The organism is Sphingobium fuliginis (genome assembly GCF_004152845.1).
GTDB lineage: Bacteria > Pseudomonadota > Alphaproteobacteria > Sphingomonadales > Sphingomonadaceae > Sphingobium > Sphingobium fuliginis.
The window spans coordinates 1-26,559 of record NZ_SEON01000005.1 but is presented as its reverse complement, the minus strand read 5'-3'; the positions used below and the strand labels follow the sequence as shown (position 1 = coordinate 26,559).

General features: G+C 63.9%; 27 protein-coding genes and 1 pseudogene. 11 read left to right on the top strand and 17 right to left on the bottom strand.

The genetic code is table 11. The annotated features are described in order from the left end of the window. Nucleotides 1-14: 14 nt before the first annotated feature. The 4 genes from EWH10_RS13165 to EWH10_RS13150 all read right to left on the bottom strand — a co-directional run bounded on the left by EWH10_RS13165 (nucleotide 15) and on the right by EWH10_RS13150 (nucleotide 1,948). Nucleotides 15-602 carry a DUF883 family protein gene (locus EWH10_RS13165; RefSeq protein ID WP_065846218.1) on the bottom strand — a complete coding sequence of 196 codons (588 nt, stop codon included), beginning with the start codon at nucleotides 600-602 and terminating at the stop codon, nucleotides 15-17. Next, nucleotides 595-918, bottom strand: coding sequence for a hypothetical protein (locus tag EWH10_RS13160; protein WP_025549060.1), 324 nt, complete (start codon nucleotides 916-918; stop codon nucleotides 595-597). The genes EWH10_RS13165 and EWH10_RS13160 overlap by 8 nt, the downstream gene beginning before the upstream one ends. Further along, a complete protein-coding gene (locus EWH10_RS13155; protein WP_083198974.1) occupies nucleotides 915-1,229 on the bottom strand; it encodes a phage holin family protein in 315 nt (104 codons plus the stop codon). Before EWH10_RS13155 ends, EWH10_RS13160 begins: the two co-directional genes overlap by 4 nt. Nucleotides 1,230-1,327: 98 nt before the next feature. After that, nucleotides 1,328-1,948, bottom strand: a complete 621-nt coding sequence (locus EWH10_RS13150; protein ID WP_044662022.1) for a hypothetical protein — start codon at nucleotides 1,946-1,948, stop codon at nucleotides 1,328-1,330. 223 nt (nucleotides 1,949-2,171) lie between these two features. Between EWH10_RS13150 and eno the strand changes: the two genes are divergently transcribed. The 4 genes from eno to EWH10_RS13130 all read left to right on the top strand — a co-directional run bounded on the left by eno (nucleotide 2,172) and on the right by EWH10_RS13130 (nucleotide 6,429). Beyond that, nucleotides 2,172-3,446 (top strand): phosphopyruvate hydratase, encoded by a 1,275-nt coding sequence (eno, locus tag EWH10_RS13145; RefSeq protein ID WP_044662023.1) that lies wholly within the window; start codon nucleotides 2,172-2,174, stop codon nucleotides 3,444-3,446. Nucleotides 3,447-3,523: 77 nt separating this feature from the next. Continuing rightward, entirely contained in the window at nucleotides 3,524-3,835 is a 312-nt protein-coding gene (locus tag EWH10_RS13140; RefSeq protein ID WP_025549066.1) for an FtsB family cell division protein, read from the top strand. A gap of 126 nt (nucleotides 3,836-3,961) precedes the next feature. Beyond that, the gene (gene pdhA / locus EWH10_RS13135) at nucleotides 3,962-5,038 is read left to right on the top strand and encodes a pyruvate dehydrogenase (acetyl-transferring) E1 component subunit alpha (protein ID WP_044662024.1); all 1,077 of its coding nucleotides are present in this window, start codon (nucleotides 3,962-3,964) and stop codon (nucleotides 5,036-5,038) included. Continuing rightward, the gene (locus EWH10_RS13130) at nucleotides 5,038-6,429 is read left to right on the top strand and encodes a pyruvate dehydrogenase complex E1 component subunit beta (RefSeq protein ID WP_044662025.1); all 1,392 of its coding nucleotides are present in this window, start codon (nucleotides 5,038-5,040) and stop codon (nucleotides 6,427-6,429) included. The genes pdhA and EWH10_RS13130 overlap by 1 nt, the downstream gene beginning before the upstream one ends. A gap of 34 nt (nucleotides 6,430-6,463) precedes the next feature. Here EWH10_RS13130 and EWH10_RS13125 read toward each other — a convergent pair whose 3' ends face one another. From EWH10_RS13125 to EWH10_RS13115, 3 genes are read right to left on the bottom strand one after another with little or no spacing between them, the layout of a single operon-like run. Continuing rightward, nucleotides 6,464-7,147, bottom strand: coding sequence for a TadE/TadG family type IV pilus assembly protein (locus EWH10_RS13125; RefSeq protein ID WP_025549070.1), 684 nt, complete (start codon nucleotides 7,145-7,147; stop codon nucleotides 6,464-6,466). After that, on the bottom strand, nucleotides 7,144-7,755 hold the full coding sequence (locus EWH10_RS13120) for a TadE/TadG family type IV pilus assembly protein (RefSeq protein ID WP_044662026.1): 612 nt from the start codon (nucleotides 7,753-7,755) through the stop codon (nucleotides 7,144-7,146). The genes EWH10_RS13125 and EWH10_RS13120 overlap by 4 nt, the downstream gene beginning before the upstream one ends. Then, complete coding sequence (locus tag EWH10_RS13115; RefSeq protein ID WP_044662027.1) at nucleotides 7,755-9,794, bottom strand: Tad domain-containing protein; 2,040 nt, start codon at nucleotides 9,792-9,794, stop codon at nucleotides 7,755-7,757. The genes EWH10_RS13120 and EWH10_RS13115 overlap by 1 nt, the downstream gene beginning before the upstream one ends. Nucleotides 9,795-9,941: 147 nt before the next feature. Here EWH10_RS13115 and EWH10_RS13110 point away from each other — a divergent pair, with 147 nt between their 5' ends. Then, nucleotides 9,942-10,583 (top strand): hypothetical protein, encoded by a 642-nt coding sequence (locus EWH10_RS13110; RefSeq protein WP_044662028.1) that lies wholly within the window; start codon nucleotides 9,942-9,944, stop codon nucleotides 10,581-10,583. Nucleotides 10,584-10,593: 10 nt separating this feature from the next. Then, nucleotides 10,594-11,058, top strand: a complete 465-nt coding sequence (locus tag EWH10_RS13105) for an EF-hand domain-containing protein (RefSeq protein WP_025549075.1) — start codon at nucleotides 10,594-10,596, stop codon at nucleotides 11,056-11,058. 4 nt (nucleotides 11,059-11,062) lie between these two features. Here EWH10_RS13105 and trmFO read toward each other — a convergent pair whose 3' ends face one another. After that, nucleotides 11,063-12,415: a methylenetetrahydrofolate--tRNA-(uracil(54)-C(5))-methyltransferase (FADH(2)-oxidizing) TrmFO gene (gene trmFO, locus EWH10_RS13100; RefSeq protein WP_170825589.1), complete on the bottom strand. Its 1,353-nt coding sequence runs from the start codon at nucleotides 12,413-12,415 to the stop codon at nucleotides 11,063-11,065. Nucleotides 12,416-12,477: 62 nt separating this feature from the next. Here trmFO and EWH10_RS13095 point away from each other — a divergent pair, with 62 nt between their 5' ends. Further along, the gene (locus tag EWH10_RS13095) at nucleotides 12,478-12,900 is read left to right on the top strand and encodes a VOC family protein (protein ID WP_044662029.1); all 423 of its coding nucleotides are present in this window, start codon (nucleotides 12,478-12,480) and stop codon (nucleotides 12,898-12,900) included. Here EWH10_RS13095 and EWH10_RS13090 read toward each other — a convergent pair. Beyond that, nucleotides 12,852-14,171 (bottom strand): dicarboxylate/amino acid:cation symporter, encoded by a 1,320-nt coding sequence (locus tag EWH10_RS13090; RefSeq protein WP_044662030.1) that lies wholly within the window; start codon nucleotides 14,169-14,171, stop codon nucleotides 12,852-12,854. The two genes, EWH10_RS13095 and EWH10_RS13090, sit on opposite strands and share 49 nt — an antisense overlap. Before the next feature lie 186 nt (nucleotides 14,172-14,357). Here EWH10_RS13090 and EWH10_RS13085 point away from each other — a divergent pair, with 186 nt between their 5' ends. Beyond that, the gene (locus EWH10_RS13085) at nucleotides 14,358-15,734 is read left to right on the top strand and encodes a M20/M25/M40 family metallo-hydrolase (RefSeq protein WP_380834162.1); all 1,377 of its coding nucleotides are present in this window, start codon (nucleotides 14,358-14,360) and stop codon (nucleotides 15,732-15,734) included. A 55-nt stretch (nucleotides 15,735-15,789) separates the two neighbouring features. Here EWH10_RS13085 and leuA read toward each other — a convergent pair whose 3' ends face one another. The 7 genes from leuA to miaA form a co-directional block, all read right to left on the bottom strand. Next, nucleotides 15,790-17,463: a 2-isopropylmalate synthase gene (gene leuA / locus EWH10_RS13080; RefSeq protein WP_044662031.1), complete on the bottom strand. Its 1,674-nt coding sequence runs from the start codon at nucleotides 17,461-17,463 to the stop codon at nucleotides 15,790-15,792. Nucleotides 17,464-17,845: 382 nt separating this feature from the next. After that, complete coding sequence (locus EWH10_RS13075) at nucleotides 17,846-18,469, bottom strand: YceI family protein (RefSeq protein ID WP_044662032.1); 624 nt, start codon at nucleotides 18,467-18,469, stop codon at nucleotides 17,846-17,848. A gap of 138 nt (nucleotides 18,470-18,607) precedes the next feature. Then, nucleotides 18,608-19,693, bottom strand: a complete 1,086-nt coding sequence (gene ilvC / locus EWH10_RS13070; RefSeq protein WP_268236517.1) for a ketol-acid reductoisomerase — start codon at nucleotides 19,691-19,693, stop codon at nucleotides 18,608-18,610. Between the two features lie 107 nt (nucleotides 19,694-19,800). Next, nucleotides 19,801-20,316 carry an acetolactate synthase small subunit gene (ilvN, locus tag EWH10_RS13065; RefSeq protein ID WP_044662034.1) on the bottom strand — a complete coding sequence of 172 codons (516 nt, stop codon included), beginning with the start codon at nucleotides 20,314-20,316 and terminating at the stop codon, nucleotides 19,801-19,803. Continuing rightward, nucleotides 20,316-20,660 (bottom strand): hypothetical protein, encoded by a 345-nt coding sequence (locus EWH10_RS13060; protein WP_025552122.1) that lies wholly within the window; start codon nucleotides 20,658-20,660, stop codon nucleotides 20,316-20,318. The genes ilvN and EWH10_RS13060 overlap by 1 nt, the downstream gene beginning before the upstream one ends. A gap of 10 nt (nucleotides 20,661-20,670) precedes the next feature. Continuing rightward, a complete protein-coding gene (locus tag EWH10_RS13055; protein ID WP_025552120.1) occupies nucleotides 20,671-22,419 on the bottom strand; it encodes an acetolactate synthase 3 large subunit in 1,749 nt (582 codons plus the stop codon). Between the two features lie 100 nt (nucleotides 22,420-22,519). Next, nucleotides 22,520-23,464: a tRNA (adenosine(37)-N6)-dimethylallyltransferase MiaA gene (miaA, locus tag EWH10_RS13050; RefSeq protein WP_044662035.1), complete on the bottom strand. Its 945-nt coding sequence runs from the start codon at nucleotides 23,462-23,464 to the stop codon at nucleotides 22,520-22,522. Between miaA and serB the strand changes: the two genes are divergently transcribed. The 3 genes from serB to EWH10_RS13035 all read left to right on the top strand — a co-directional run bounded on the left by serB (nucleotide 23,463) and on the right by EWH10_RS13035 (nucleotide 26,436). Then, a complete protein-coding gene (gene serB, locus EWH10_RS13045) occupies nucleotides 23,463-24,341 on the top strand; it encodes a phosphoserine phosphatase SerB (protein WP_044662036.1) in 879 nt (292 codons plus the stop codon). The two genes, miaA and serB, sit on opposite strands and share 2 nt — an antisense overlap. A 281-nt stretch (nucleotides 24,342-24,622) precedes the next feature. Continuing rightward, entirely contained in the window at nucleotides 24,623-24,883 is a 261-nt protein-coding gene (locus EWH10_RS13040) for a hypothetical protein (RefSeq protein ID WP_025552117.1), read from the top strand. 101 nt (nucleotides 24,884-24,984) lie between these two features. After that, the gene (locus tag EWH10_RS13035; RefSeq protein WP_229742629.1) at nucleotides 24,985-26,436 is read left to right on the top strand and encodes a L,D-transpeptidase family protein; all 1,452 of its coding nucleotides are present in this window, start codon (nucleotides 24,985-24,987) and stop codon (nucleotides 26,434-26,436) included. Nucleotides 26,437-26,454: 18 nt separating this feature from the next. On the opposite strand, the pseudogene EWH10_RS13030 reads toward EWH10_RS13035, so the two are convergent. Continuing rightward, a pseudogene (locus EWH10_RS13030) lies at nucleotides 26,455-26,559 on the bottom strand (IS5/IS1182 family transposase); the annotation flags it as partial.

The window sequence follows — 26,559 nt, the reverse complement described above, 5'->3', positions numbered from 1 at the left end:
TGGCGGCAGCGCGATTACGTTTTTGGCAATCGGGCCTTCACCGCTTCGCTCAGTGCGTCGACCTTCGCGGCGACCAGCGCAGCCACATCGTCGGCAAGGCGGGACGCCTCCGCACCGAGGTCGGCGGACGCCACGCTGTCGCGTGCCGATGCCGCCGCTTCCCTCGTACCCTCGGCCGCATTGTGCAGCGCCTCGCCAGCGTTCGACCGCAGGCTTTCCGCATTTTCCGCCGCCACGGCCCTGGCGGCGAGCGCCGCTTCCAGCACCTTGGCGCCCGCACTGCTGGCAAGGCCGGGAAGGGCCTTCATGGCCGCGCGGCTCTTGGGGAACATCCATGCGATGACGGCTCCGGCCGCGACGGCGCCCGCGACGGCGGCGATGGGGTGTTCCTGAACGATTTCATTGGCGCGGGCCGCGATCCGTTGCGACCGGTCGCGCGCGTCCGCATAGGCATCGCCCGCCTTTTCACGGCTCGTCTGGATCAGGTCGCCGGCGCTTTCCCTCGCGCGATCCGCCGTATCGCGGAACTTGCCGGACGCGATCCCGGCAATGTCGTTCGCGGCTTCACGGGCGCGGGTGAGTTGCGTGCGGATGTCAGCCATCGTCAGTCTCCGAAATCTCTTCTGTGCGGTTGCTTATCCGAACGTATATCTGCCGGAAAAGTGCCCCGAGCGGGCGGCGCAGCAAATAGAGCGCGAGCGCGCCCGTCGCCGCGGCCGTGGCCGCCGGCCGTTGCTGGACCTTGGCAGCCGCATAGGCGGCGCCGTCCATCAGCGTTTCCGTTGCCTTGTCCTTCGCGTCCTGCTTGAGCCGGGCGGGGGTGAGGCGCGCCCTGGCGGCGAGGGCGCTGGAGATGAGCGCGGCCTTGCGCGCATCCGCCCGCGCCACCGCATCGCGATAGGCTTCTTCGCGCTTCATGGCTTCACCGCCTTCTTCATCCGGTCGATGCGGCCCTTCGCGACCAGCAGCAGCAGCAGCGCGATGACCAGCGCGCCGCCGAATACCGCGCCTGTCGCCCAGCCGGGCCCGACAAGCGGCGACAACGCCAATATGATGCCCACCAACCCGGCGACGATCGCCGCGAAGACAAGCATGATGCCCGCCGTCGCGAAGATCAGCGCATCGCGGACCCCCGCGCCGACGATGCCGGCGCGCAGCTTCTGCCGTTCGACTTCCGCTTCCGCATAGGCCCGCCCGTCGCTGTACAGGCGTGTGAAGACGTCCCGCACGGACTCTTCCTGTGCCTCGGTCTGCAGGGGCTCTTGAGTCAAAATATCCTCCGCCCCGGCGCCGGGGCCCTGTCGTCCGTCAATGGGCAAGGACGCGATCAGGCGTCTTCGTCCGACCCCTTGGCAAGACGCATCAGCACGAAGCCGACCACCGCCGCGGCGCCGATGGCCACGGCCGGGCTCTTGCGCACGAAATCCCGCGCTTCGGTCATCAACTGGTCGACATCCTTGCTGTCCAGCGTCTTCGCGGCGCCGGCCACCGATTCGGCCGCCTGGCGCGCATAGTCGCCATATTGCGGGCCAAGCTTCGCATCGACGGTGCCCGCCGTGTCGGAAATCAGCTTCGCCAGGCTCTGCATGGCCGATCCGGTCTTGTCCTTGGCGACGCCCGCGGCGGATTTTGCGGTCTTGGACGCCTGGTCCTTGAGCGGGTCGATATGCGCTTTCCAATCCACGGCGTTCAGCTTGTCGGCGGCGGCCTTCGCAGCCTTTTCCGCTTGCGCCTTGATCGGCGCGATCTGCGCGGTCCAGCCATGGGCGGCGGCGCCGTTGCCCGGCGTCTTGGGCGCGGCAGCCTTGCGCGTGGTGGCGGTCTTGACGGGCGCGGCCTTCACCAGCGTGCCGGACAGGGCGGCCTTGGCCGGCTTGGCCTTGGGCGCCTTGGCGGGGCTGGCCTTTCTGGCGCGCTTGGCGGGCGGGGTTTCCGGGGTGTCGGCCATCGTCCTAAGTCTCCCTTTGAAATACGGTGGAATCGCTGTGCGGGCGGGCGGCTCTGCCTCTAATGCTTCGCCACCGCCCACAGTTCCGTTGCCGTTACTATTTTGAGCATCGGCATTTTTCGAGTCCTTGCAAGCCCCTGCATTGCCAAGCGGGGAGGCGGTGGCTAAGCGGGGCGCGAAAAGCGACCAGAGCCAGTCCCCAGAGCCACTCCAAGGAGCGACCATGACAGCCATTCTCGATATTCATGCCCGCCAGATTCTGGACAGCCGCGGCAATCCGACCGTCGAAGTCGACGTGATGCTGGAGGATGGCAGCTTCGGCCGCGCCGCCGTGCCTTCGGGCGCTTCGACCGGCGCCTATGAAGCGGTGGAAAAGCGGGATGGGGACGCCGCCAAATATCTGGGCAAGGGCGTGCTCGCCGCCGTCGCCGCCGTCAATGACCAGATTGCCGAGCAGATCATCGGCCTGGATGCCGAGGATCAGGCGGAGGTCGATGCTGCGATGATCGCGCTCGACGGGACGGAGAACAAGTCGAACCTGGGCGCCAACGCGATCCTGGGGGTCAGCCTGGCGGTGGCGAAGGCGGCCGCCGATGCGCGCGGCCTGCCGCTCTATCGCTATGTCGGCGGCGTCAATGCGCATGTGCTGCCGGTGCCGATGATGAACATCATCAACGGCGGCGAACATGCCGACAATCCGATCGACTTCCAGGAATTCATGATCATGCCGGTCGGCGCGGAGAGCATTGCCGACGCCGTGCGGATCGGTTCGGAAATCTTCCATACGCTGAAGAAGGGCCTGCACGAGAAGGGACTGGCCACCTCCGTTGGCGATGAAGGCGGTTTCGCGCCCAACATCGCCTCTACCCGCGATGCGCTCGACTTCATCATGCTGTCGGTGGAGAAAGCGGGCTACAAGCCGGGCGATGACGTCGTGCTGGCGCTGGACTGCGCGGCGACCGAATTCTTCAGGAACGGCAAGTATGAGATTTCGGGCGAAGGCCTGTCGCTCAGCCCGGTCGAAATGGCCGATTATCTCGCGGCCCTTTGCGCCGACTATCCGATCAAGTCGATCGAGGACGGCATGAGCGAGGATGATTTCGAGGGCTGGAAGGCGCTGACCGACAAGATCGGGGGCAAGGTCCAGCTGGTGGGCGACGACCTTTTCGTGACCAATCCCAGGCGTCTGGAAATGGGCATCGGCAAGGGCCTCGCCAATTCGCTGTTGGTCAAGGTGAACCAGATCGGTTCGCTCACCGAAACGCTGGCGGCCGTCGACATGGCCCATCGGGCGCGCTACACCGCCGTCATGTCGCACCGTTCCGGCGAGACCGAGGACGCGACGATCGCCGATCTGGCCGTCGCCACCAATTGCGGCCAGATCAAGACCGGTTCGCTCGCCCGTTCGGACCGGCTCGCCAAGTATAACCAGCTCATCCGGATCGAAGAAGAACTGGGCGACGTCGCGCTTTACGCCGGGCGTTCGATTTTCCGCTAAATCAAATTTTCGACATCCGGTCGCAAGCGCAGTAAATTTTGCTTGCGGCCGGCCCGTCCCTGTGATTCAACTGGTCCATGGCGCATATCGCGAAACTCCGCATGTTGCTTTTTTCGGCCTTCGGTCCGGCGATTGCGGTGCTTCTTCTTCTCTTCTTCGCAGGCTATGTGGTGCTGGGCTCCAACGGGGTTCTGGCATGGGGCGATTACAAGCGGCAGCTCCATCATGCCCAGTCTGAACTGAAGCAGGTTCAGGCCAGCCGGCAGGAGTTGAAGAACCGGGTGGACCTGCTCGATCCCCGGCGCGTCGATCCCGATCTTTCCGATGAACTGATCCGGCGGGAGCTGGGCGTCGTCCATCATGATGAAGTGATCGTCCCGCTGAACTGACCTTTCCCGATGGCTGGCCGATCGCTTTTGCCGCGTTCCTGTGCCCCATGCCGCGTTGCATTTGGGGGCGGACTGCCGCTATACCGGCCTTCCTTCCATCCTCACCCACGCAAAAGGATAAGAGCCTTGGCGAAACCAACGACGCCGCGTCCTTCACGCGCAAAGGCAAAGGCGGCTGCACCCGCCGCCGGCGCGGACCATAACCGGCCTCGCCCCGACACTCCCAAAGATTATAAGGCCACCAAGGAAGAGCTGCTGGAATTCTACCGGCAGATGGTCCTGATCCGCCGTTTCGAGGAAAAGGCCGGCCAGCTTTACGGCCTGGGCCTGATCGGCGGCTTCTGCCACCTCTATATCGGGCAGGAAGCGGTCGCCGTCGGCATCCAGTCGGCGCTCCAGCCCGGCAAGGACAGCGTCATCACCGGCTATCGCGACCATGGCCACATGCTGGCCTATGGCATCGATCCCAACGTCATCATGGCTGAACTGACCGGCCGCGAAGCGGGCATTTCGCGCGGCAAGGGCGGTTCGATGCACATGTTCAGCGTCGAGCATAAATTCTACGGCGGCCACGGCATCGTCGGCGCCCAGGTGTCGCTTGGCGCCGGTCTCGGCTTCGCGCACAAGTATAATAATGACGGCGGCGTCTGCGTCGCCTATTTCGGAGACGGCGCCGCCAATCAGGGCCAGGTCTACGAAAGCTTCAACATGGCCGAGCTGTGGAAGCTGCCGATCATCTTCGTGATCGAGAACAACCAATATGCCATGGGCACCAGCGTCAACCGCTCCTCCGCGGAAGACCAGCTTTACCGGCGCGGTGAAAGCTTCCGCATTCCCGGCATCCAGGTGAACGGCATGGACGTGCTGGCGGTGCGCGGCGCGACGGAAGAGGCGCTGAAATGGGTGCAGGCGGGCAACGGTCCGATCCTGCTGGAAATGAAGACCTATCGCTATCGCGGCCATTCCATGTCCGATCCGGCCAAATACCGGTCGCGCGAGGAAGTGCAGTCGATGCGCGAAAAGTCCGACCCGATCGAAGGCGTCAAGAAATATCTGGCCGACCTGGGCGTCTTGGAGGACGAACTCAAGAAGATCGACCAGGACATCCGCAAGATCGTCAGCGACGCGGCGGATTTCGCTGAAACCTCTCCCGAACCGGAACTGCACGACCTTTATACCGACGTGCTGGTGGAGCAATATTAATGGGTATCGAAATCAAGATGCCGGCGCTTTCCCCGACGATGGAGGAAGGCACGTTGGCGAAGTGGCTGGTGAAGGAAGGGGACGAGGTCCGCTCGGGCGACATATTGGCCGAGATCGAGACCGACAAGGCGACGATGGAATTCGAAGCCGTCGATGAAGGCAAGATCGGCCAGATCATGGTGGCCGAGGGGACTGAAGGCGTGAAGGTCGGCACCGTCATCGCAACGATGGCGGCAGATGGGGCAGGCGAGGGTGGCGAGACCGCACAGGCCCCGAAGGCCGCCGAAAGTGCGCCTCCCGCCGCGCCCGAAGCCGCTCCGGCACCCAGGAAGGCCGAAAGCGGCACGTCGAAGCTTGCGACCGAGGCGAAGGCGACCGTCAAGGACCCGGCGCTGCCCGAGGGTACCGAATATATCAAGACCACCGTTCGCGAAGCGCTGCGCGACGCCATGGCCGAGGAAATGCGGCGGGACGAGCGCGTCTTCGTCATGGGTGAAGAGGTGGCCGAATATCAGGGCGCCTATAAGGTCACACAGGGCCTGCTGGAGGAATTCGGCGACAGGCGCGTCATCGATACGCCGATCACCGAATATGGCTTTGCCGGCATCGGCGCGGGCGCGGCGATGGGCGGATTGAAGCCGATCGTCGAGTTCATGACCTTCAACTTCGCGATGCAGGCGATCGACCATATCATCAATTCGGCCGCCAAGACCAATTACATGTCCGGCGGCCAGATGCGCTGTCCGATCGTGTTCCGCGGTCCCAATGGCGCGGCCAGCCGCGTCGCCGCGCAGCATAGCCAGAATTACGGTCCCTGGTATGCGTCGGTTCCCGGGCTCATCGTCATCGCGCCCTATGACTCGGCCGACGCCAAGGGCCTGCTCAAGGCGGCGATCCGTTCGGACGATCCGGTCGTGTTCCTTGAGAACGAACTGGTCTATGGCCGCAGCTTCGACGTGCCCAAGGTGGACGATTATGTCCTCCCCATCGGCAAGGCGCGCATCGTCCGCGAAGGCAAGGATGTGACGCTGGTCAGCTACTCCATCGGCGTTGGCGTGGCGCTGGAAGCGGCGGAGGCTTTGGCCGGCGAAGGCATCGATGCGGAGGTCATCGACCTGCGCACGCTACGCCCGCTCGATACCGCGACTGTGCTGGAGAGTCTGAAGAAGACCAATCGCCTGGTGGTGGTGGAAGAGGGCTGGCCGGTCTGCTCGATCGCGTCTGAGATCGCGGCGGTGGTGATGGAACAGGGTTTCGACGACCTCGACGCCCCTGTGCTGCGCGTGACCAATGAGGATGTGCCGCTGCCCTATGCGGCGAATCTGGAAAAGGCGGCGCTTATCGATGCGGCGCGGGTTGTCGCTGCGGCGAAGAAGGTTTGTTATCGGTGAACTGCGGATGGGGAGCGGCACGTGCGGCTCCCCATCAACTACAGGTCGATGCCGTCACATTTTCCGGGTTGTAGATGCCTACGCCGCCTGTTGGTCCTGCATATTCGCGATTGTCCCGGACATACATCCCTGCGGTCTCAACCATGCTCGACAAGTTGAGCCAGCGCGATCCGATCAGCGGCTGATATCTATACGCCACCTCGGCAAGGATGACAGCGCCCCCCTCTGGAGCCTTGAGGGTTTGGCCATTGACCGAAATGCCTGTCAGGTTGGTGTCACCCTGCTTGCCGAAGCCGGAAGAGTAGGTCAGGCCGCCTCGGCATCGCTGCCAACGGATGCGGTAGCGATCGGTTGTGTTGGGATTGGCCACTGGTTCAAGGCTGGTGAGGACGACCTTGCCGTTGGAAAACAGGCCCAGGGCGGAACCCTGAAGGTCGGCACCCGTCATCAGATCATTTATTTGTGCTTCCGTTATCTGTTTGGTTGATAACAGGTCGCCTGTCCCAATACGCGACCCGTCATCGGCAAGCCGCAATGCCAACTGGCTGACGCGCATTTTGGTGACTGTATAGTTGGCCAGCTCGGCAGCCGTAAGAGTAGCCACCAGGACGAATGGCAGACATAGGGCGAATTCGACCACCGCGATGCCGTTCTGCGCGCGGCTTAGACCACAAATCCAGTTCGAACAGCGTGCAAAAATATTGCTGTTCCTCCTCATGGGCAATTCCTCACGACGGAAACAGGTTCGCCGGGTTTCTGGCCATAGGGCTGGTTGGTCAGCACGGTCTTTGCCGAGAGATGGACCTTGCCGGGTAGGCCGATCATCTTGTCCAGAGGGAAGAAGCGGGGATATTGGACGTCCACGATCATGACCACGGCTGCCTGGGTGCCGCCCTGACCTTCGCTGCCCCCGTCCGCATCCCGAACGCCATTGGCATTATTGTCCTGAAACGGTTCGCCATCATCGCATTTGCCGTTGCCGTTATTGTCATTATAAGGCTCTGCGACTGCCTGGGCCGCCTTCGTATAGGAATAGAAGTTGCGACGGCTGATTCTCACTTCGGCATTGGCCGCCAGCCGCTTCACCTGATCTTCGATCTTCTGGTTGATGGCCAACTGCGTCGCCTCTTCCTGACCGCTTTCCAGCGTTGAATCCCGCGCCGCCTTCTGCACCACGCCCTGAAGCACGCCCTGCATGTACAGCGTATGCGCCAGGTCCAGCGCGCCAAGCATCAGCAGCAGGAACACGGGCGCGATCAGCCCGAATTCCGTGATGGCGGTACCCCGCTGGTCGCTGGATCGACGGATAAGCGCTGCCACTGACATCAGCTTGTCAGCCTGAGTTGGGAAATCTGATTGGCGATATTGCGGAAAGTCTGTTGCAGGGCGGCCGAACTTTGGGCTGAGAAGAAGCGATCCTTACTGGCGCAATTCGTCAATATATTTTCTATGGTGGTATTCTTCGTGCCGAACCATACCACCCACAGCGTTGTGTTGGGCATGTTTTTGATTGCAGCGCATGTTGCCGCCGTCCGGGCGTAAACCTGCTCTGTCAATGTCGCGCTGGTGGAGGTGCCATCCGTCGGGACCGTATTTGGATCTGTCTGACGGCGATCATACCAAGCCATGCCGTAGGCCTGATAATTATCTACATCGGTATCGGCTTGACCATCGGTCATGAAAATGACGTGCCGTTGAATTTCTCCGCCACGCGCTGTCGTTGCATTTTCCGATGCGAACAGGCCTGTGGGAGAAATTAGGCGCGCGCCCCAGATCAGGCCAATATCGTGATAGGTGCTGCCGCTCGGCGTCAAAGTGTCGACATAGGCATCGAAATCCGATGCAGAGGCCCACTGACGCAGTTTCGTGGCTGCCACCGGGCATTCAGTGCTGTTATTGGGAGAAAAAGCGCTGAATGTGGTGATGTCGTTGGTGCTTCTGGTGTTGTCAGAATAGGTCGTGCCGCGGCGGTATATAGTTTGACCCAGAGCAGGCGCCCATTGCGTTTCTGGGGCCGTCGTGGGTGGCGCATTCACGTCTAAGTCGAATGCGCCCTCGGGAAGGGGAGTATAGCTTGTCGCGCGCACCGTTTGCCGTTCTTCGATGCAACCGTTCCACGTAATTGTCCTGTCGTTATAATAGGATGAATTCGTTTGATTGGTCGTCCCGCCGCCGATGGGCAAGGTGACTGTTCCGGCGGCGGTCCATCCATTACCACTTTTCAGTCCGCGCAAATCGAAAGATACTAAGCCGTAATGCCAGGCATTGAACGCGACTGTGTCTGAAGCGGCGGTGTCGGACCACTGATAGGTATAGGTGCGCGTGTAGGATCGCGATCTTATCTGGTAGGTACATCTCTTGTTGTTGGACGTCCAACTGACAAACTGGCGCTGAGTGTCCTGCCACGCCTGCGTGGCCTGCCAGTTGCCATGTCCCTGCACGCCGCCATTACTCTCGTTGATGCCGTTGCTGAGCGCGCCGGTGGCGCCCGAGGATTCCGTTGGATCGACATAAGTTGATTTGCAGAGCGCATCGCTAGCGGTGGTCGCGGTCTTCTGGGTCCAGCCGATCAACGGCCAGTCTGTTTTACTACTGTCGACGTAGGATACAGGCCGACCATATACGACGACCCGTTCACGTGACTGATAAGACGAAAAATCTCTGAACCATTCGGACGGAAGTAGCCTGCCGACATTCACGTTGGTCGCATAAGGGACGAAGCCGAAACGGATCTGTGTCTCCGAACTGGTGCCGCCAGAGGGAGCGCCGCCATCACATGTTGCGACGCTATCCAGCCTAGCCACGATTTCGAAGAAGCATCTGACAGCACGTCGCAGCCCCACGATCTTCGTTTCAGTATCTCCAGAAATCGCACTCCCCATTGAACCTGTGGTGTCCAACACGAACATCACATCGGTATTCGGCAGGCGCATTTCAGCGTCGCAAGCGACCTCGATTGTTTTGGAATTAATGCCGAAAATCCGCATGATCGCCATCGGCAGCGGCACAGACGCCGTGCCGGTAACCTTTCCCGCGGACTCGCTGAACGATCGCATCACCGTTCCGCTGCCATAGGAGCCTGGCCGGAAATTGGCGTCGAACATCCCGTTTGCGGCATTCAGCGCCTGGTTATTGTTGGCGGCCCATGCTCCGCCGCCCATGGTTTTGCGGCCGGCAAGTGCGCCGGCGTCGCAGGCTTGCTGCAGCCTCGACTTCGTCAGATAGATGCGGCTCATGTCGACACCGCCGCCAATCAATCCCATAAGCGGAAGGACAGCAGCCGCTACCATGGCCAGGGTATTCCCCGCCTGATTGTGATAAAGCCGCATCAGAATGAACAGCGCGCGCTTGATCCGGTCGCTCATAATCCGCTCTGCCTTTACTTGCCCCGCACCCCCAATTCAGGCAGGGCAGCCCCATGCCCATCCAGGGGCAGTTGCCAGGATCACTATGCCGGTTGGGGTTAAAAAGCTGATAATTTCGGCCAAATCCATTTCCATCGATATAGGCGGATGGATATTGTGAGCGAGGATCTCGCCCCATTGCCGTCGCTGCTCAGCGCCTATGCTGGCCCTGATGCGCCGCGTCATCGGTTGATCTGGGCGCTCGATGCCCGATTCTCGCGGCTCGTGGCGACGACGAGCGAGCCGATCATCGGGCAGATGCGAATGGCCTGGTGGAACGACGCCCTGACCGATGAAAGCGGCGTAAAGGGGCGCGGCGAGCCGTTGATCGATGCGATGCGGAAGCTGGACGCGCTGCCGCCGTGCGGCCTGTCGCAATGGCTTGACGGCTGGGAGGCGCTGATCGGGGAGGTCGATCTTTCCGGCTATGCGGAGGGACGAGGCGGTGGCCTGTTTCGGGCGCTGGCGGGGCGGGAGGATATTCCATCCTGGCTCGACCGCGCGGGGGCGGCCTGGGCGTTGTGGGATTTGTCCGGACATGGTGCGGACCGGGAAGTCGCGGGCAGGGCAATAGAGCTGGCGCGAGGATATATAACCGGCGGCAGGCTGGCTTGGCCAAAGCAATGGCGCCCGTTGCGGATCGCCTATCAGCTCGCGCGCCGCGACATAGAGGAAGGCCGATGTGCGCCGGCGGGATTGACCGCTGCGCTATATTGGCGATTGGTGCGCATCGCATTGTTGGGGCGATAAGGGGGATAGTGTGGAACGAGTTCTGGGGGGCGCGATGGCCGCATTGCTGCTGGCGGCGGGCGGGCTGTTCTGGTGGCAGGGGCGGGCGAACAATGAACCCGTGCCCCAGCCCCTGATCGGATCGCCCCCGCCGCCTGCCGTCGACGCCTTGCCGGAAGGCGATCCGGACGCTTCGGGCGATGCGCCGCCCATGCCTGGCGAAGCGTCGCCGCAAAGCCGCGAGCAGAAGCGCTTTGGCCGCTACGACCGCAATCGCGACGGCTTCATCACGCGGGTCGAGATGATGGGCAGCCGCGTCAAGGCGTTCAAGGCGCTCGACCGCGACAATGACAATCTCCTCTCCTTCGAGGAGTGGGCGGTGACGACGTCGGATCGCTTTGCCAAGGCGGACGGCAATGGCGACGGCAGGCTGACCCCAGCGGAATTCGCGACGACCGCGCCGAAACGCGCGGCCGCCGCCAAATGCAGATGCTGAAACGTCAGGCTGGCTGAAGTTCGCCCAGCCAGGCGCCCAGCGCGGCGCGGGCGCGGGATGTCATGGCTTCCTTGCGCTGCTTCTTCTTCACGTCGTCGAGCGGGGGGAAGAGGCCGAAATTGACGTTCATCGGCTGGTAATCCGCCGTCTCGACATTGCCGGTCACATGGCCCAGCAGCGCGCCGAGCGCGGTTTCCGGCGGCAGCGGCGCGAGCGGCCGGCCCAATATCTCCGCTGCGGCAAAGCGCCCGGCGAGCAGGCCTATGGCCGCGCTCTCGACATAGCCCTCGCAGCCCGTGACCTGTCCGGCAAAGCGGATATGCGGGGCGCTTTTCAGGCGCAAGGTGCCGTCCAGCAGCTTGGGGCTCTGGATGAAGGTGTTGCGGTGAAGCCCGCCCAGCCGGGCGAATTCCGCCTTTTCCAGACCGGGGATGGTGCGGAACAGTTCGACCTGCGCGCCATGCTTCAGCTTGGTCTGGAAGCCGACCATGTTCCACAGCGTGCCCGACGCATTGTCCTGCCGCAGTTGCACCACCGCATAGGGCCAGCGGCCGGTGCGCGGATCGTCCAGTCCCATCGGCTTCATCGGTCCGTGGCGCAATGTTTCCGGGCCACGCGACGCCATGACTTCGATGGGCATGCAGCCCTCGAAATAGGGGGTGTCCTTTTCCCATTCCTTGAAGTCGCTCTTCTCGCCGTCAAGCAGGCCCTGGACGAAGGCCTGATACTGCTCCCTGTTCATGGGGCAGTTGATATAGTCCTTCCCCTCGCCGCCGCCGGGGCCGATCTTGTCCCAGCGATTGGCCATCCAGCATTTGTCCATGTCGATGCTGTCGAAATGCACGACCGGCGCGATGGCGTCGAAAAAGGCGAGATGGTCGATGCCCGCCGCTTGCCCGATGCTGGCGGCCAGAGCGGGGGCGGTCAGCGGGCCGGTGGCGACGATGGTCATGCCCTCTGTCGGCAGGGCGTCGATGCGTTCGCGCACGATCTCCACATTGGGATGCCCGGCCAGTGCCCGGGTGACGCCTTCGGAAAAGATGTGGCGGTCGACCGCGAGCGCTGACCCGGCGGGAACCTTGGCCGGTTCCGCCTGCGCCATGATGAGGGAGCCCAGCCGCCGCATCTCCTGATGCAGCAGCCCCACGGCATTCTTGTCCGCATCGTCGGAGCGGAAGCTGTTGGAGCAGACCAGTTCGGCAAGGCCATCGGTCTGATGCGCGGGCGTCATGTCGCCGCTCCCGCGCATTTCCGACAGGCGGACCTTCACGCCGGCCTGCGCCAATTGCCATGCCGCTTCCGTGCCTGCCATACCGCCGCCGATGATGTGAACCTGATGCTTCGCCACTTTGCCCATTCTTCAATTCATGCGTTGTGGTGGGGCGTTTAGGTCAAAAGCGAGAAAAAGGAGAGCGCAAAATGATCGACCATATCGGCTTTGCGGTCAGTGACGCCGGACGATCGCGCGATTTCTACGATGAACTGCTGGGCGCGATCGGCCTCAGGCGGTTGCGGACGGTCGCTGCGGCGGAAAATGGCAGCGGCGGGGATGCCCATGGCTATGGCCGGGATGAGGACGCCTTCTTCTGGTTCGGTGACAATGAAGCGGTGGGTGAGGGGACGCATGTCGCCTTCCGGGTCGAGAACCGGGCGATGGTCCACGCCTTTCACGCGGCGGGGCTGCGCGCCGGGGGCAAGGATAATGGCGCGCCCGGCCTGCGGCCCCGCTATGGCGCGAGCTATTACGCCGCCTTCATCCTCGACCCCGACGGCATCAATGTGGAGGCGGTATGCTATGCGATGGAGGAGCCGAGCGCTTCGGTGGACGGGGACGCGCCATAATAGGCGCTCTCGTCCAAAATCCCCTCCCGCTTGGCGACGATGGTGGCGACCAGCACCTGCCCCGCGACATTGACGGCGGTGCGGCCCATGTCGAGGATCGGATCGATGGCGAGCAGCAGCCCGGCGCCCTCCAGCGGCAGTCCGAGCGTGGAAAGCGTCAGCGTCAGCATCACGATCGCGCCGGTCAGGCCCGCCGTCGCCGCCGATCCGACGACGGAAACGAAGACGATCAGCGCATAATCCGCCGCATGAAGGGGAATGCCGTAGAAGCCGGCGACGAAGATCGCCGCCAGCGCCGGATAGATGGAGGCGCAGCCGTCCATCTTGGTGGTCGACGCCAGCGGAATGGCGAAGGCGGCATAGCCCCTTTCCACGCCCATGCGCTCCGTCACGGCTTCGGTGACGGGCAGCGTGCCGACCGAGGATCGCGAAACGAAACCGAGCTGGATCGCCGGCCACGCCTTGGCGAAGAAGGGCAGCGGCCTGAGCCCGTTTGCCGCCAGCAGCAGCGGATAGACGACCAGCAGCACCAGCGCGAGGCCCAGATAGACGGCTCCGGCAAACCCGCCGAGCTGGGCGAGCGCGCTCCAGCCATAGGTGGCGATGGCGCTGCCGATCAGGGCGGCGGAACCGATGGGCGTCAGCCGGATGATCCAGCCCAGGATGGCGCGGACCACCGCCAGTAGGGAGCGGACGAAGGCCAGGAAAGGCTCTGCCTTCTCTCCGACCTTCAAGGTGGCGAGGCCGACGGCGATGGAGATCACCAGCAATTGCAGGATGTTGAAGGAAAGCGTGGTGGTCGCGCCGCCATCGTTCAGCTTGGTGCTGGCGGACAGGGCGAAGCTGTTGCCGGGAACCAGCCCCTTCAGGAAATCGAGCCAGCCACCGACGGAGTCCGTCTTGCCGATCGCCAGCGCCTGCCCGTGCAGGCCAGAGCCCGGCTGGACGACCAGGCCGATGGCAAGGCCGATGACGACCGCGATCAGCGCCGTGATCGCGAACCAGAGCAGGGTCTGCCCCGCCAGTCGCGCCGCATTGTCGAGCGCGCGCAGATTGGCGATGGAGGCGACGATGGCCGCGAACACCAGCGGCGGCACCACGGCCTTCAGCAGGGAAACGAAGATCGACCCCGTCGTCTTGAGCGCGGTCGCCAGCCAGTTGAGGTCGCCGCCCGGCGCGGTCCCCATGGCTCGCGCCGCCAGACCGAGCAACAGGCCGACCGCCATGCCGACCAGAACCTGAAATCCGAAACTGCGATAGTTGATGGCCATGGGTGCATTCCTTCGGGCGACCGGCGCGCGATATGGTGAGCGATGCCGTCAAATGCGCGCAAGCAATTCTTTATGGGGGTGAACGCGGATAAGGACGCCCTCTTTCCGCGACTGGGACAGCAAACGGATTGGCTGTCGCAATCCACTATGCCACAGAATGGTCCTTGGTCCAGCAGGAGATGCGATTTGAGGAAATGGCGGGCGGTTCTTGCGGTCCTGACCGCTCCGGTGCTGTTCCTGCCGCACCCCGCGCAGGCCGCCGGCGACCCGGCATTGGCCAAGGACATTCTCGTCAGATCCATTGCGTTCCGCACGGTGGAGGGAGAGGGGCAGGTGCCCCGCCTCGCCGCCTATTATGCCTCGCTGCTGCAGCAGGCGGGATTTGCGGCGGGGGATGTGGAGATCACGCCGATGGGTGAGACGGCGAGCCTGGCCGCGACCATTCGCGGCAGCGATCCGCAGCTCAGGCCGCTGCTCCTGATCGGCCATATGGATGTGGTGGCCGCCAATCCGGCGGACTGGGCGCGCGATCCATTCCTGCCGGTCGAGGAGGATGGCTATATTTTCGGGCGGGGCGCGGAGGACAATAAATATGATGTCGCCATGATGGTGGCGACGTTGATGGGCCTGAAGAAGGAAGGCTGGCGACCGCGGCGGACCGTCACCCTGCTGCTGTCGGGCGACGAGGAAACCCATATGCGGACGAGCAGGGCGCTGGCGGAGAAATATAAGGACGCCGAACTGCTGCTGAACGGAGATGGCGGCGGCGGGCTGCTGGACGAGGGCGGACGGGCGGTGCTCTATCAATTGCAGGCTGGCGAGAAAAGCTATGCGGATTTCGAGATCGCCTTCACCGATGCGGGCGGCCACAGCAGCGCGCCGACGCCTGGCAACCCGATCTATCGGCTGGCGCGGGCGATCGACCGCATCGCGGCCTATCGCTTCGCGCCGATGCGCAATGAACTGACCAGGGCATCGCTGGCCCTTTCGGCGGAGCGGATCGGCGGGGCCGTGGGTGAGGCGATGCGGCGCTATGCCGAGACGGGGGACCGGAAGGCGGCTGACCTGCTGTCGGACTATCCCGAATTTGTGGGGCAGGTGCGGACGACCTGCGTCGCCACCATGGCGCAGGCGGGCCACGCGCTCAACGCGCTGCCGCAAAGCGCGAAGGTCGACGTCAACTGCCGCATCTTTCCCGGCATTGCGGTGGATGCCGTGAAGGCGGAACTGGCGCAGGCCATTGACGATCCGGACGCCAGGATCACCACGCTGGACGACCCGCAGGCGAGCGATGCGTCACCGCTCCGCGAGGATGTGGTGAAAGCGGTCAAGGCAGCGGTTTCGGCTCGCTATCCGGATATTCCCGTCATACCTTCCATGTCGGCGGGGGCGACGGACAGCCTCTATTTCCGGGCGCTGGGGGTACCGAGCTATGGCGTTTCCAGCCTGTTCCAGCGCGGCGAGGACGGCTTTGCCCATGGGCTGAACGAACGCGTGCCGGTGGCGGGGATACCGCAAGCGCTCGACCAGTGGGAGCGGATGGTGAAGGCCCTGGCGGGGTAGATCGCCTTCCCCATGGGCTCCCGCCTTTGCAGGAGCCCATTGCAGGTCGGTCGTTTCAGCGCTGCGTGGCGACGCTGTTGGCCGCAGACAGCACCGCCTGAACCGAGGCCGTGGCGACATCCGTATCCGTGCCGATCCCGAAGATGGTCCGGCCATCGGGTGTGCGGCATTCGACATAGGCGGCCGCCGCGACATCCGTACCCGCGCCGATCGCATGCTCGCTATAGTCGGCGACCTCCAGATCGACCCCCAGTTCATCGCGCAGCGCCGCGAGAACCGAGGAGATCAGGCCGTTGCCGCGTCCGGAAATGCTCCGTTCGCCACCCTTGTGCGTGATCTTGCCGGTGAAGATGCGGTCGCCCGCCGCGCCGCTCTCATGATAGTCGATCAGGCTGTAGGGCTGTTCGCCCGTCAGGCGATAATGGGTTTCGAAGGCGGTCCAGATGTCGGCGGCGTTCAGTTCGCGGCTGCTTTCGTCGGCCAGCGCCTGCACGACCTTCGAAAAATCGGCCTGCATGCGCTTGGGCAGCTTCAGCCCCTTGTCCTGTTGCAGCACCCAGGCGACGCCGCCCTTGCCGGACTGGCTGTTCACCCGGATCACCGCTTCGTAATCGCGGCCCAGATCCTTGGGGTCGATCGGCAGATAGGGCACGTCCCAGATCTGGTCGTTGCGCGCTTCCTGCGCGGCGAAGCCCTTCTTGATGGCGTCCTGATGGCTGCCGGAAAAGGCGGTGAACACCAGTTCGCCGGCATAGGGATGGCGCGGGTGGACGGGCAACTGGTTGCAATATTCGACGGTCTGGATGACTTCATCGATGTCGCTGAAATCCAGGCCGGGGTTGATGCCCTGCGTGTACATGTTGAGCGCCACGGTCACCAGATCGCAATTGCCGGTGCGCTCGCCATTGCCGAACAGGCAGCCTTCGACGCGATCCGCGCCCGCCATCAGGCCCAGTTCCGCCGCCGCCACGCCGGTGCCGCGATCATTATGGGTGTGCAGCGAGATGACGACGCTGTCGCGCTTGCTGATGTTGCGGCAGATCCATTCGATCTGGTCGGCATAGATATTGGGCGTCGCCGCCTCTACCGTGGCGGGCAGGTTCAGGATCAGCGGACGCTCCGGCGTGGGCTGGAGGATTTCCATCACCGCTTCGCAGCATTCCAGGCTGAAATCCAGCTCGGCAGTGGAAAAGGTTTCCGGCGAATATTCGAAATGCCAGTCGGTGTCGGGCTGCTTCGCCGCATTGTCGCGCAGCAGCCTCGCGGCGGTGATCGCGATGTCCCTGATCTGCGGCTGGTCCATCTGGAACACGATGTTGCGCCAGGCGGGGGATACGGCGTTATAGACGTGGACGATGGCCTTCTTCGCGCCGCGCAGGGATTCGAAGGTGGTGGCGATCAGGTCTTCGCGCGCTTGCGTGAGCACCTGAGGGAACACATCGTCGGGGATCGCGCCGTCGCGCACCAGGCCGGAGATGAAGTCGAACTCGGTCGCGCCAGCACTTGGGAACCCGACCTCGATCTCCTTGACGCCGACCTTCACCAGCAGGTCGAAGAAGCGGCGCTTCTTTTCCGCATTCATCGGGTCGATCAGCGACTGGTTGCCGTCGCGCATGTCGGTCGACAGCCAGCGCGGCGGGGCGGTGATGACGTTCGACGGCCACTGGCGGTTCGGCAGGTCGACCTGAGGGAAGGGGCGGTATTTCAGCGAGGGATCGGTCAGCATCATGACGAAAATGGCTTCTCTGCATACGGGCGAGCCTGTCCAAAGGATTGCGGCCTGCCCGGTGGTACGACTATCTGCTTGATTATGCCCTTAGGCGGATTGCCGCGTCATTCAAGCGAAGAGCAGCACAAAAACCACGCCTAAGGGCGTGTAAGTCGTAGCAGGGGAAGAAGCGCGCGCTGCATGATGGGAGCGCCATAGCCCGAATCGACCGGCAAGCGCAAGGGGGAGGACACAGGCCCTCGCTCCTCCCGATTGCGGAAGGAGTGGGGAGGGGCGCGGCGTCACCGGCGCGCCGACCGGTTAGCGAAGAAGCTCGCTTCGCTCGCGCCCTTCCCAACCCCCTCCCGCGGGCGGGAGGGGGATTGTCGTTCGTGCCCGTGGCTTATTTCTGGAAAGCGACGACGATCTTCAGTTCCACGGCGTCACCGACCATCGGCACGCCATAGCCCATGCCGAAATCGCTGCGCTTGATCGTGGTCGTGGCGACGAAGCCGGCATTTTCCTTGCCGCCCATCATCGCCGGCGCCTTGCCCGCGCCGTAGAATTCGGTGTCGAGCGTCACCGGCTTGGTAATGCCCTTGATGGTCAGGTTGCCGGTGATTTCCGCCTCGTTGCCCTGCGCTTTCACGCCCGTCGACACGAAGGTCGCCTTGGGGAATTTGGCGGAGTCGAAGAATTCCGGCTTCATCAGATGTTCGTCGAGCTTGGCGATGCCGGTCTTGAGGTTCGTCACCGGAACCTCGACCGAAACCTTGGCGGCCGAGGGGTTTTTCGGATCGAGCGTCAGCGTGCCGGTCGATTCGGAAATGACGCCCAGATTGTTGGTGAAGCCCATATGGTCGTAGGCGAAGAGGATCTGGGTGTGGCCGGGATCGATCGTATAGGTGCCGCCGGTCACGCGCGTGGCGTCCTTCGCGCCGGGGGCGGGCGGCATCTGCTGGGCGATGACGGCGCTGCCGCCAGCAAGGGCGACAAGGGCGGCGGCAGGGATCAGATATTTGCGCATGAAGGATAATCTCCGAAAGCGATCAAGGGACGCCGCTACGATAAGCGACGTCCCTTGATTGTTCCAGAGCCGTAACCGGAAACAAAGGGTTACCGGATCGGCTACCTACCACCCCGTTGCCGGATGGCGGGCAGGCGCTCAGTTCTTGTCCTTGTCGACCAGCTTGTTGGCGCCGATCCAGGGCATCATGGCGCGCAGCTTCGCGCCGGTTTCCTCGATCGGGTGACGCTGCGAAGCGATGCGGCTTGCCTTGAGTTCCGGCTGGCCGGCGCGGTTGTCGAGCACGAAATCCTTGACGAAGCGGCCCGACTGGATGTCGGCCAGGACGCGCTTCATTTCCTTCTTCGTCTCTTCGGTGATGATGCGCGGGCCGGTCTTGATGTCGCCATATTCGGCGGTGTTCGAGATCGAATAGCGCATGGTGGCGATGCCGCCTTCATACATCAGGTCGACGATCAGCTTCAGTTCGTGGAGGCATTCGAAATAGGCCATTTCCGGGGAATAGCCCGCCTCGACCAGCGTTTCGAAACCGGCCTGGACCAGCGCGGTGGTGCCGCCGCACAGCACGGCCTGCTCACCGAACAGATCGGTTTCGCATTCCTCGCGGAAGTTGGTTTCGATGATGCCGGAGCGGCCGCCGCCGACGCCCGAAGCGTAGGAGAGGGCGATGTCATGGGCATTGCCGGTCGCGTCCTGATGAACGGCGATCAGGCAAGGCACGCCGCCGCCGCGCAGATATTCGCCGCGGACGGTGTGGCCCGGGCCCTTGGGCGCGATCATGATGACGTCGACGTCCTTGCGCGGCTCGATCAGCCCGAAATGCACGTTGAGGCCGTGCGCGAAGGCCAGTGCCGCGCCGGGGCGCAGATTGGCGTGGATGTCGGCGGCATAGACGGCGGCCTGATGCTCGTCGGGCGCCAGGATCATGAGCACGTCGGCCCAGGCGGCCGCTTCGGCGTTGGGCAGCACCTTGAAACCCGCGCCTTCGGCCTTCTTGGCGCTGGGCGAACCGGGGCGCAGCGCGATGGCGATTTCGGCAACGCCGGAATCGCGCAGATTCTGCGCATGGGCGTGGCCCTGGCTGCCATAGCCCAGAATGGCGACCTTCTTGCCCTTGATCAGGCCGATGTCAGCGTCGCGATCGTAATAAACCTTCATTTGACGTTCCTTCTTTCCGTTCGGGTGGCGCCTTGCGGAGCCGAGATTTGCGGTGAGGGGGACCACCTGCGCGGCGAGGGGACCGCCCTCACCCTCCCATCGCTTTGCGGCGTCGAAAAGAGGCACATGACTCTTTTCGACCTCCCTCTCCCGGCGGGAGAGGGGTGATTTCTTCAGTTCGGCTCCTTGCCGCGGATCAGGCCGACGACGCCGGTGCGGCCGACCTCCACCAGGCCGATCTGCCGCATGAGGCCGACGAAATTGTCGATCTTGTCGGTGGTGCCCGTGATCTCGAAGATGAAGCTCTCGATCGTCGTGTCGACCACCTTCGCGCGGAAGACGTCGGCCAGGCGAAGCGCCTCGATCCGGTCCTCTCCCACGCCCGCGACCTTGACCAGCGCCAGTTCGCGTTCGACGAAGGGGCCGTTGTCGGTAAGGTCGGTCACCTTGTGCACCGGCACCAGTCGTTCGAGCTGGGCGATGATCTGGTCGATCACCTTGGGCGGGCCGCTGGTGACGATGGTGATGCGGCTGATCGCATGATCGGGGGTGATGTCGGCCACGGTCAGGCTGTCGATATTATAGCCGCGCGCGGTGAACAGGCCCGCGATGCGCGCCAATATGCCCGCCTCGTTCGAAACCGTCAGCGACAGGACATGCCGCTCGCTAATCTCTTCCTGAATATGCATCAGATGCTTCCGTTGTCCGGTTCTTCGCGCTCATGGCGCTCTGAAATCATGCCCGTGAAGGCGTAGTGCCATGCGCCGTCGTCGCGATGGGCGATCCGCACCGGGAAGCCCGCGATCGCATCGAACATCCGCGCCAGATGCTCGCCCACATAGCGCGGGCTGACCAACAGGCGGCCGATGTGGCGTTCGTGAAAATCGAAGCCCGCGTCCAGATGGACTTCCCAATCCCCATTCTCCGGATCGGCATGGTCCACCGTCCAGCCGGTCAGTTCGGACCTGCCGGCCAACCGTTCGAAATCGAAAGGTTCGCTCACATGGATGCGGAGCTTCAGATGTTGCGTCACGCCGCCATCCTCACACCAGCGCCTTCGCCTCGTCCGACATGACGCCTTCCACCTGGCTGGGGTCGAGCAGCATGTCGGTATGCGCCGCGCCCGACGGGATCATCGGGAAGCAGTTGGAAAGCTTCGCCACGCGGCAGTCCACGATCACCGGACCGGGCGTGTCGATCATCTGGCGGATGCCCGCCTCCAGTTCCTGCGGCCCCTCGATGCGGATGCCGGTCCAGCCATAGGCCTCCGCCAGCTTCACGAAATCGGGCAGGCTGTCGGAATAGCTGTTGGAATAGCGGCTTTCATAGGTCAGTTCCTGCCATTGGCGGACCATGCCCATATATTCATTGTTGAGGATGAAGATCTTGACCGGCAGGCGATACTGGCTGGCCGTCCCCATTTCCTGGATGTTCATCTGGATCGATGCGTCGCCCGCGACGCAGACCACCAGACTGTCCGGATTGCCCAGTTGCGCGCCGATGGCGGCCGGGAAACCGTAGCCCATGGTGCCGAGGCCGCCGGAGGTCAGCCATTTATTGGGCGCGTCGAAGCCGAAATGCTGGGCGGCCCACATCTGGTGCTGGCCGACCTCGGTCGTGATGATGACGTCACTGGCCGATCGCGAAGCCTTGTAGAGCTGGGCGATCGCCTCCTGCGGCATGATCTCTTCGCGGCTTTCCGGATAGGCGAGGCTGTTGCGCGCGCGCCAGCCGTCTATCCGCGCCCACCATTCGCCAAGGTCCGCCGCCTTGTGCCCGCGATCCTTCCAGAGTGCGATCATGTCCGCCAGGGCGTTGCCGACGTCCGCGATGATCGGCAGGTCGACCTCGACCGTCTTGTTGATCGAGCTGCGGTCGATGTCGATGTGGATCTTCTTCGCATGCGGGGCGAAGGCGTCCAGACGGCCCGTCACGCGGTCGTCGAAACGGGCGCCGACGCAGACGATCAGGTCCGCCTTGTTCATCGCCCAATTGGCTTCATAGGTGCCGTGCATGCCCAGCATTCCAAGCCACTGGCCGGACGAAGCGGGAAAGGCGCCCAGACCCATCAGCGTCGAGGTGACGGGCGCGCCGGTCAGCGCCGCGATCTCCCGCAGCAGGGTCGAGGCTTCGGGACCGGAGTTGATGACCCCGCCGCCGGTGTAGAAGATCGGACGCTCCGCAGCCGCCAGCATCTCGACCGCGCTGGCGATGGCGGCCGGGTCCGCCTCGGTCTGCGGGCGGTAGCTGGCATGTTCGAAGCTTTCCGGCTTCCTGTAGGGCGCGGTGGCGATCTGGACATTCTTCGGAATGTCGATGACGACCGGGCCGGGGCGGCCGGTAGTGGCGATGTGGAACGCCTCATGGACGACGCTCGCCAGCTTGCCGGGCGACTTCACCAGATAGTTGTGCTTGGTGCAGTGGCGTGTGATGCCGACCGTGTCCGCTTCCTGGAAAGCGTCCGTGCCGATGAGCTGCGTCGGAACCTGTCCGGTGATGACGACCATCGGGATCGAATCCATCAGCGCGTCGGTGATGCCGGTGACGGCATTGGTCGCGCCGGGGCCGGACGTGACGAGCACGACGCCGGGCTTGCCGGTGGAACGGGCATAGCCTTCCGCCATATGGGTCGCGCCCTGTTCGTGGCGAACGAGCACATGGCGGATCTTCGGATGATTGAAGAGTGCGTCATAAATGGGCAGCACCGCGCCGCCCGGATAGCCGAACACGACCTCGACCCCCAGGTCGATCAGGCACTCAACCAATATGTCCGCGCCGCTCTTTTCGGCCACGATGGCTCCTTCCATTCGATAATTGCTGCGCCCTCTGCTCCAGAAGCGGAAGGATGGCAAGGCGGCTGCGTCTATTGGACATAAAATGGCAAGTCAATAGTTATTGTTGTAATTTTATTGCCAATTCATCGACAATTTCCATATTAATCTGTCGCGCCTCTCGGGGCCATTCCGGCGGAGGCTGGCGCGAAAACCAGGTATATTGCCGTTTCGCATATTGGCGAGTGGCGATCCGGCCGCGTTCCATCATGGTCTCCCGGTCGATTTCCCCTGCCATCCAGGCGGCGATTTCCGGTACGCCGATGGCGCGCATCACCGGCAGGTCGGGGGAGAGGTCGCGGGCGAGCAGCGCCTCGACTTCCGCTACGGCGCCGCCGTCCACCATCTGCCCGAAGCGCAGGTCGCAGCGCGCGATCAGCCAGTCGCGCGGAGGCAGCAGGATCATGGGCGAAAGGGCGATGTGCGGGCCTATGCCCCCGCTTTTGCGCCGCTGCCATTCGGACAGGGGCTGGCCGGTCGAGCGGACCACCTCCAGAGCGCGGGCGACGCGGCTGGTGTCGGCGGGGGCGAGGCGGGCGGCGGCGGCGGGGTCTTCCCTCGCCAGCGCGGCATGGGCCTCCGCCACTGGCATGGCGCGGACGGCAGCGCGGACGGCGGGGTCGATGTCCGGGACCGGGGCGATGCCGTCCAGCAGGGTGCGCAGGTAGAGCCCGGTGCCGCCGACCAATATGGGGAGCCGTCCGGCCTCATGCGCCTTGCCGATTTCATCGCGGGCTTCGGCGGCCCAGCGGGCGGCGGTGCAGGCTTCCGCGCCGTCGATATGACCGAACAGGCGGTGCGGGATACCGGCCATTTCCTCCTCGCTGGGGCGGGCCGAGAGGATATGGAGGTCGGCATAGACCTGGCTCGCATCGGCGTTGATGACGATGCCGTTCGCCGCGCGGGCCAGGCGAACCGCAAGCGCGCTCTTGCCGCTGGCGGTGGGCCCGGCAATAAGCGCCACGCGCGGGCGGGATTCGCCCTGTGAAGTGTCAGGAGTTTCCATGTTCGTTGCGACCTTAGTGGCAAGTGGCGCCTTGAGTCAGGACAATATTGCCGAGGCTGCCGGCCGGCTCGCCACGGCGGGTTGCACGCCGGTGGATAGCAAGTGGCTGGACGAGGGCAAGGCGGCGGATATTTTCTTTGGGCTTGATCGGATTGCCGCGCGCGCCGCGCTGACCGGCATTGGCGACCGCGTGGATGTGATCGTCCAACCGGTCGGGGGGCGGGAGAAGAAGCTGCTGATCGCCGACATGGACTCCACCATGATCACGGTCGAATGCATCGATGAACTGGCCGACTATGCCGGGATCAAGGCCCAGATCGCGGAAATCACCGAGCGGGCGATGCGGGGCGAACTCGACTTCGCCGGCGCGCTGCACGAACGGGTGGCCTTGCTCAAGGGGCTGGCGGACGCGGCCATCGACCAGTGCAGGGCCGAGCGGGTGAAGATCATGCCCGGCGCCCGTGCCCTGGTGCGCACGATGAAGGCGAGGGGAGCGAGGACGCTGCTCGTGTCGGGCGGCTTCACGCGCTTCACCGGACCGGTGGCGGAGGAGATCGGCTTCGATGCCGCCGTCGCCAATGTGCTGGAGATCGCGGACGGGGCCTTGCTGGGTACGGTGACGGTGCCGATCGTCGATGCGGCGCGCAAGCGGGCGGAACTGGAGGCGGCGATAGAGGGCGGGATCGACCGCGCGCTGACCCTGGCCGTGGGCGATGGGGCGAACGACATTCCGATGATCCAGGGGGCCGGGCTGGGGGTCGCCTATCACGCCAAGCCCAAGACGCGCGAAGCGGCGGCGGCGGAGATCGTGCATGGCGATCTGTCCGTGCTGCTCTATGCGCAGGGTATTGCTTCGGCGGAGTGGGTCGGGATTTGATCCCGGCGCGACCTGCTCTTGTTGAGGGGAACCGGTGAGGCGAGTGGTTCGAGCCCGTCCTGCCGCCTGAGCCGGGTTCCTGCCTGCGCAGGAGCATGGCGGGCTCGGGACGGCGGGAGCATCGCAGCCCGGCTCGGTTAACCGTTGCCTGGGCACGGCTCGTCGTCATTGCGCAGCGGTAATGGAATCGAATCCGACCGCCGGTCGTTACACTCGCGCTGCAACCCGCAGCGTCCACATTCTAACCGGCGCACGGTCCTCGCAGCGCCAAGGGAGAGGGTATGAAAATCAGGCTATTGGCACTTCTCGGCGGCACGGCGCTCGCATTGAGCGCATGCGCGTCGACGAGGGACGAACCCATCGCCCCCGCGCCGCCGGTCGGCCCGGGCGCGATCAGCGGCACTGTCGCGGCAGACCGCAATGGCGACGGCATCGTCGATGGCTATTATTCGCCCGACGGCATGTATCATGAGATTCAGGGACCGCCCTGTCCGCCGCCCCCGCCGCCTCCGCCGCCCTCCCGTCGCGGAGAACGCGGCTGATAAACGCAGTTGTCCGGGCGCGGCGCCTTTGCCGCGCCCCTTTCCTCCGTGCCGCCCTGCTTCCCGCGCTTCTGCTGACGGCCTGGCCCGGACACGCCATTGTGCAGCCCGGCGCGGTTGCGGACTCCCAGCGCACCAGCGTGGCGGCGGAAATCCGCTCGTCCGTGGGCGGCAAGCTGAGGGATTTCTACGCCCCGCGCGGCTATTGGCCGCTCTGGATCGAAAAGGGCAGGGTCGGGCCGCAAGCCGATGCCCTGATCGCATTGATCGAGGGGGCCGATGCGGATGGGTTGAAACCCAGGGATTATGAACCGCGCGAACTCAAGTCCCTGATGAAGGAGGCCGATGCGAACGGCGATCCCCGGCTGCTGGCGCGGGCGGACATCGCCTTGTCCAAGGCCTTCGCCGCGCTGGTGAGCGACATGCGCAAACCCTCGCGCAAGGTGAAGGTGCGCTATCTCGATCCGGAGGTGGAGCCGAAGGATGAGGAACCGAAGGAGATTCTGCGCGCCGCCGCAGTCGCGCCGTCCTTTGTCGACTATGTGCGTTCGTCCGGCTGGATGAGCCCCTTTTACGTGAAGCTGCGCGACGCCCGGGCGACTTTCGCAAGGCGTTGGGGCGGACTGCCGCAAGTGTCGGTGCCGACCGATGGGAAGCTGCGCCCCGGCATGAAGGCTGGCGCCGTGGCGCTTCGCCGCCGCCTGGGGTTGGAGGGCGGAACCGCCTATGACAAGGCGCTTGTCGCAAGGGTGAAGGCGTATCAGGGCGATCATGGCCTGAAGCCGGACGGTGTCGCGGGCGCTGCGACCATCGCCGCGCTGAACCGGGGCGATGATTATTATGACCGGCTGATCGCGCTCAATCTGGAACGAACGCGGCTGCTGCCCGGTCCGCAGGTGCGGCATGTGGTGGTCGATGCGGCCTCCGCCCGCCTCTGGTATTTCAGCAAGGGCGTGCAGGACGGCACGATGAAGGTGGTCGTCGGCGCGAAGGAAAGCCAGACGCCGATGATGGCGGGCATGGTGCGCTATGCGACGCTCAATCCCTATTGGAACGTGCCGTCCGATCTGGTCGAGCGGAAACTCGCGCCGCGAATGCTGAACGGCGCCTCGCTGACGAAGCTGCGCTATGAAGCGCTTTCCGACTGGAGCGCCAATGCGCAAAAGCTGGAGCCGGCCGCGATCGACTGGCGCGCGGTGGCCGACGGGCGCACCGAATTGCGCGTGCGCCAGCTTCCCGGCGGCGACAATGCCATGGGGAAGGTCAAGTTCATGTTTCCCAACGATCTTGGCATCTACCTGCACGACACGCCATCGCGCGACCTTCTGGCAAAGCCGGCGCGGCAGTTCAGCAATGGCTGCGTGCGGCTGGAGGATGCGCAAAGGCTGGGCCGCTGGTTCTTCGGCAAGCCGCTGAAGCCCGACAGCGACAAGCCGGAACAGCATGTGCCTCTGCCCCAGCCCGTGCCGGTCTATCTGACCTATCTGACCGCCGTGCCCACCGCGGGCGGGGTGCAGTTCATGCCCGACGTCTATGGACGCGACGGCATCTAGGCCGTAGTGACGATTTAATCATTTGAGCCATAGCATGATGCTGGCGAGTTTGACGAAGCCGAGGAAGTTTGCGGCGAGTTTGTCATAGCGTGTTGCGATGCGGCGCCACTGCTTGAGCTTGGC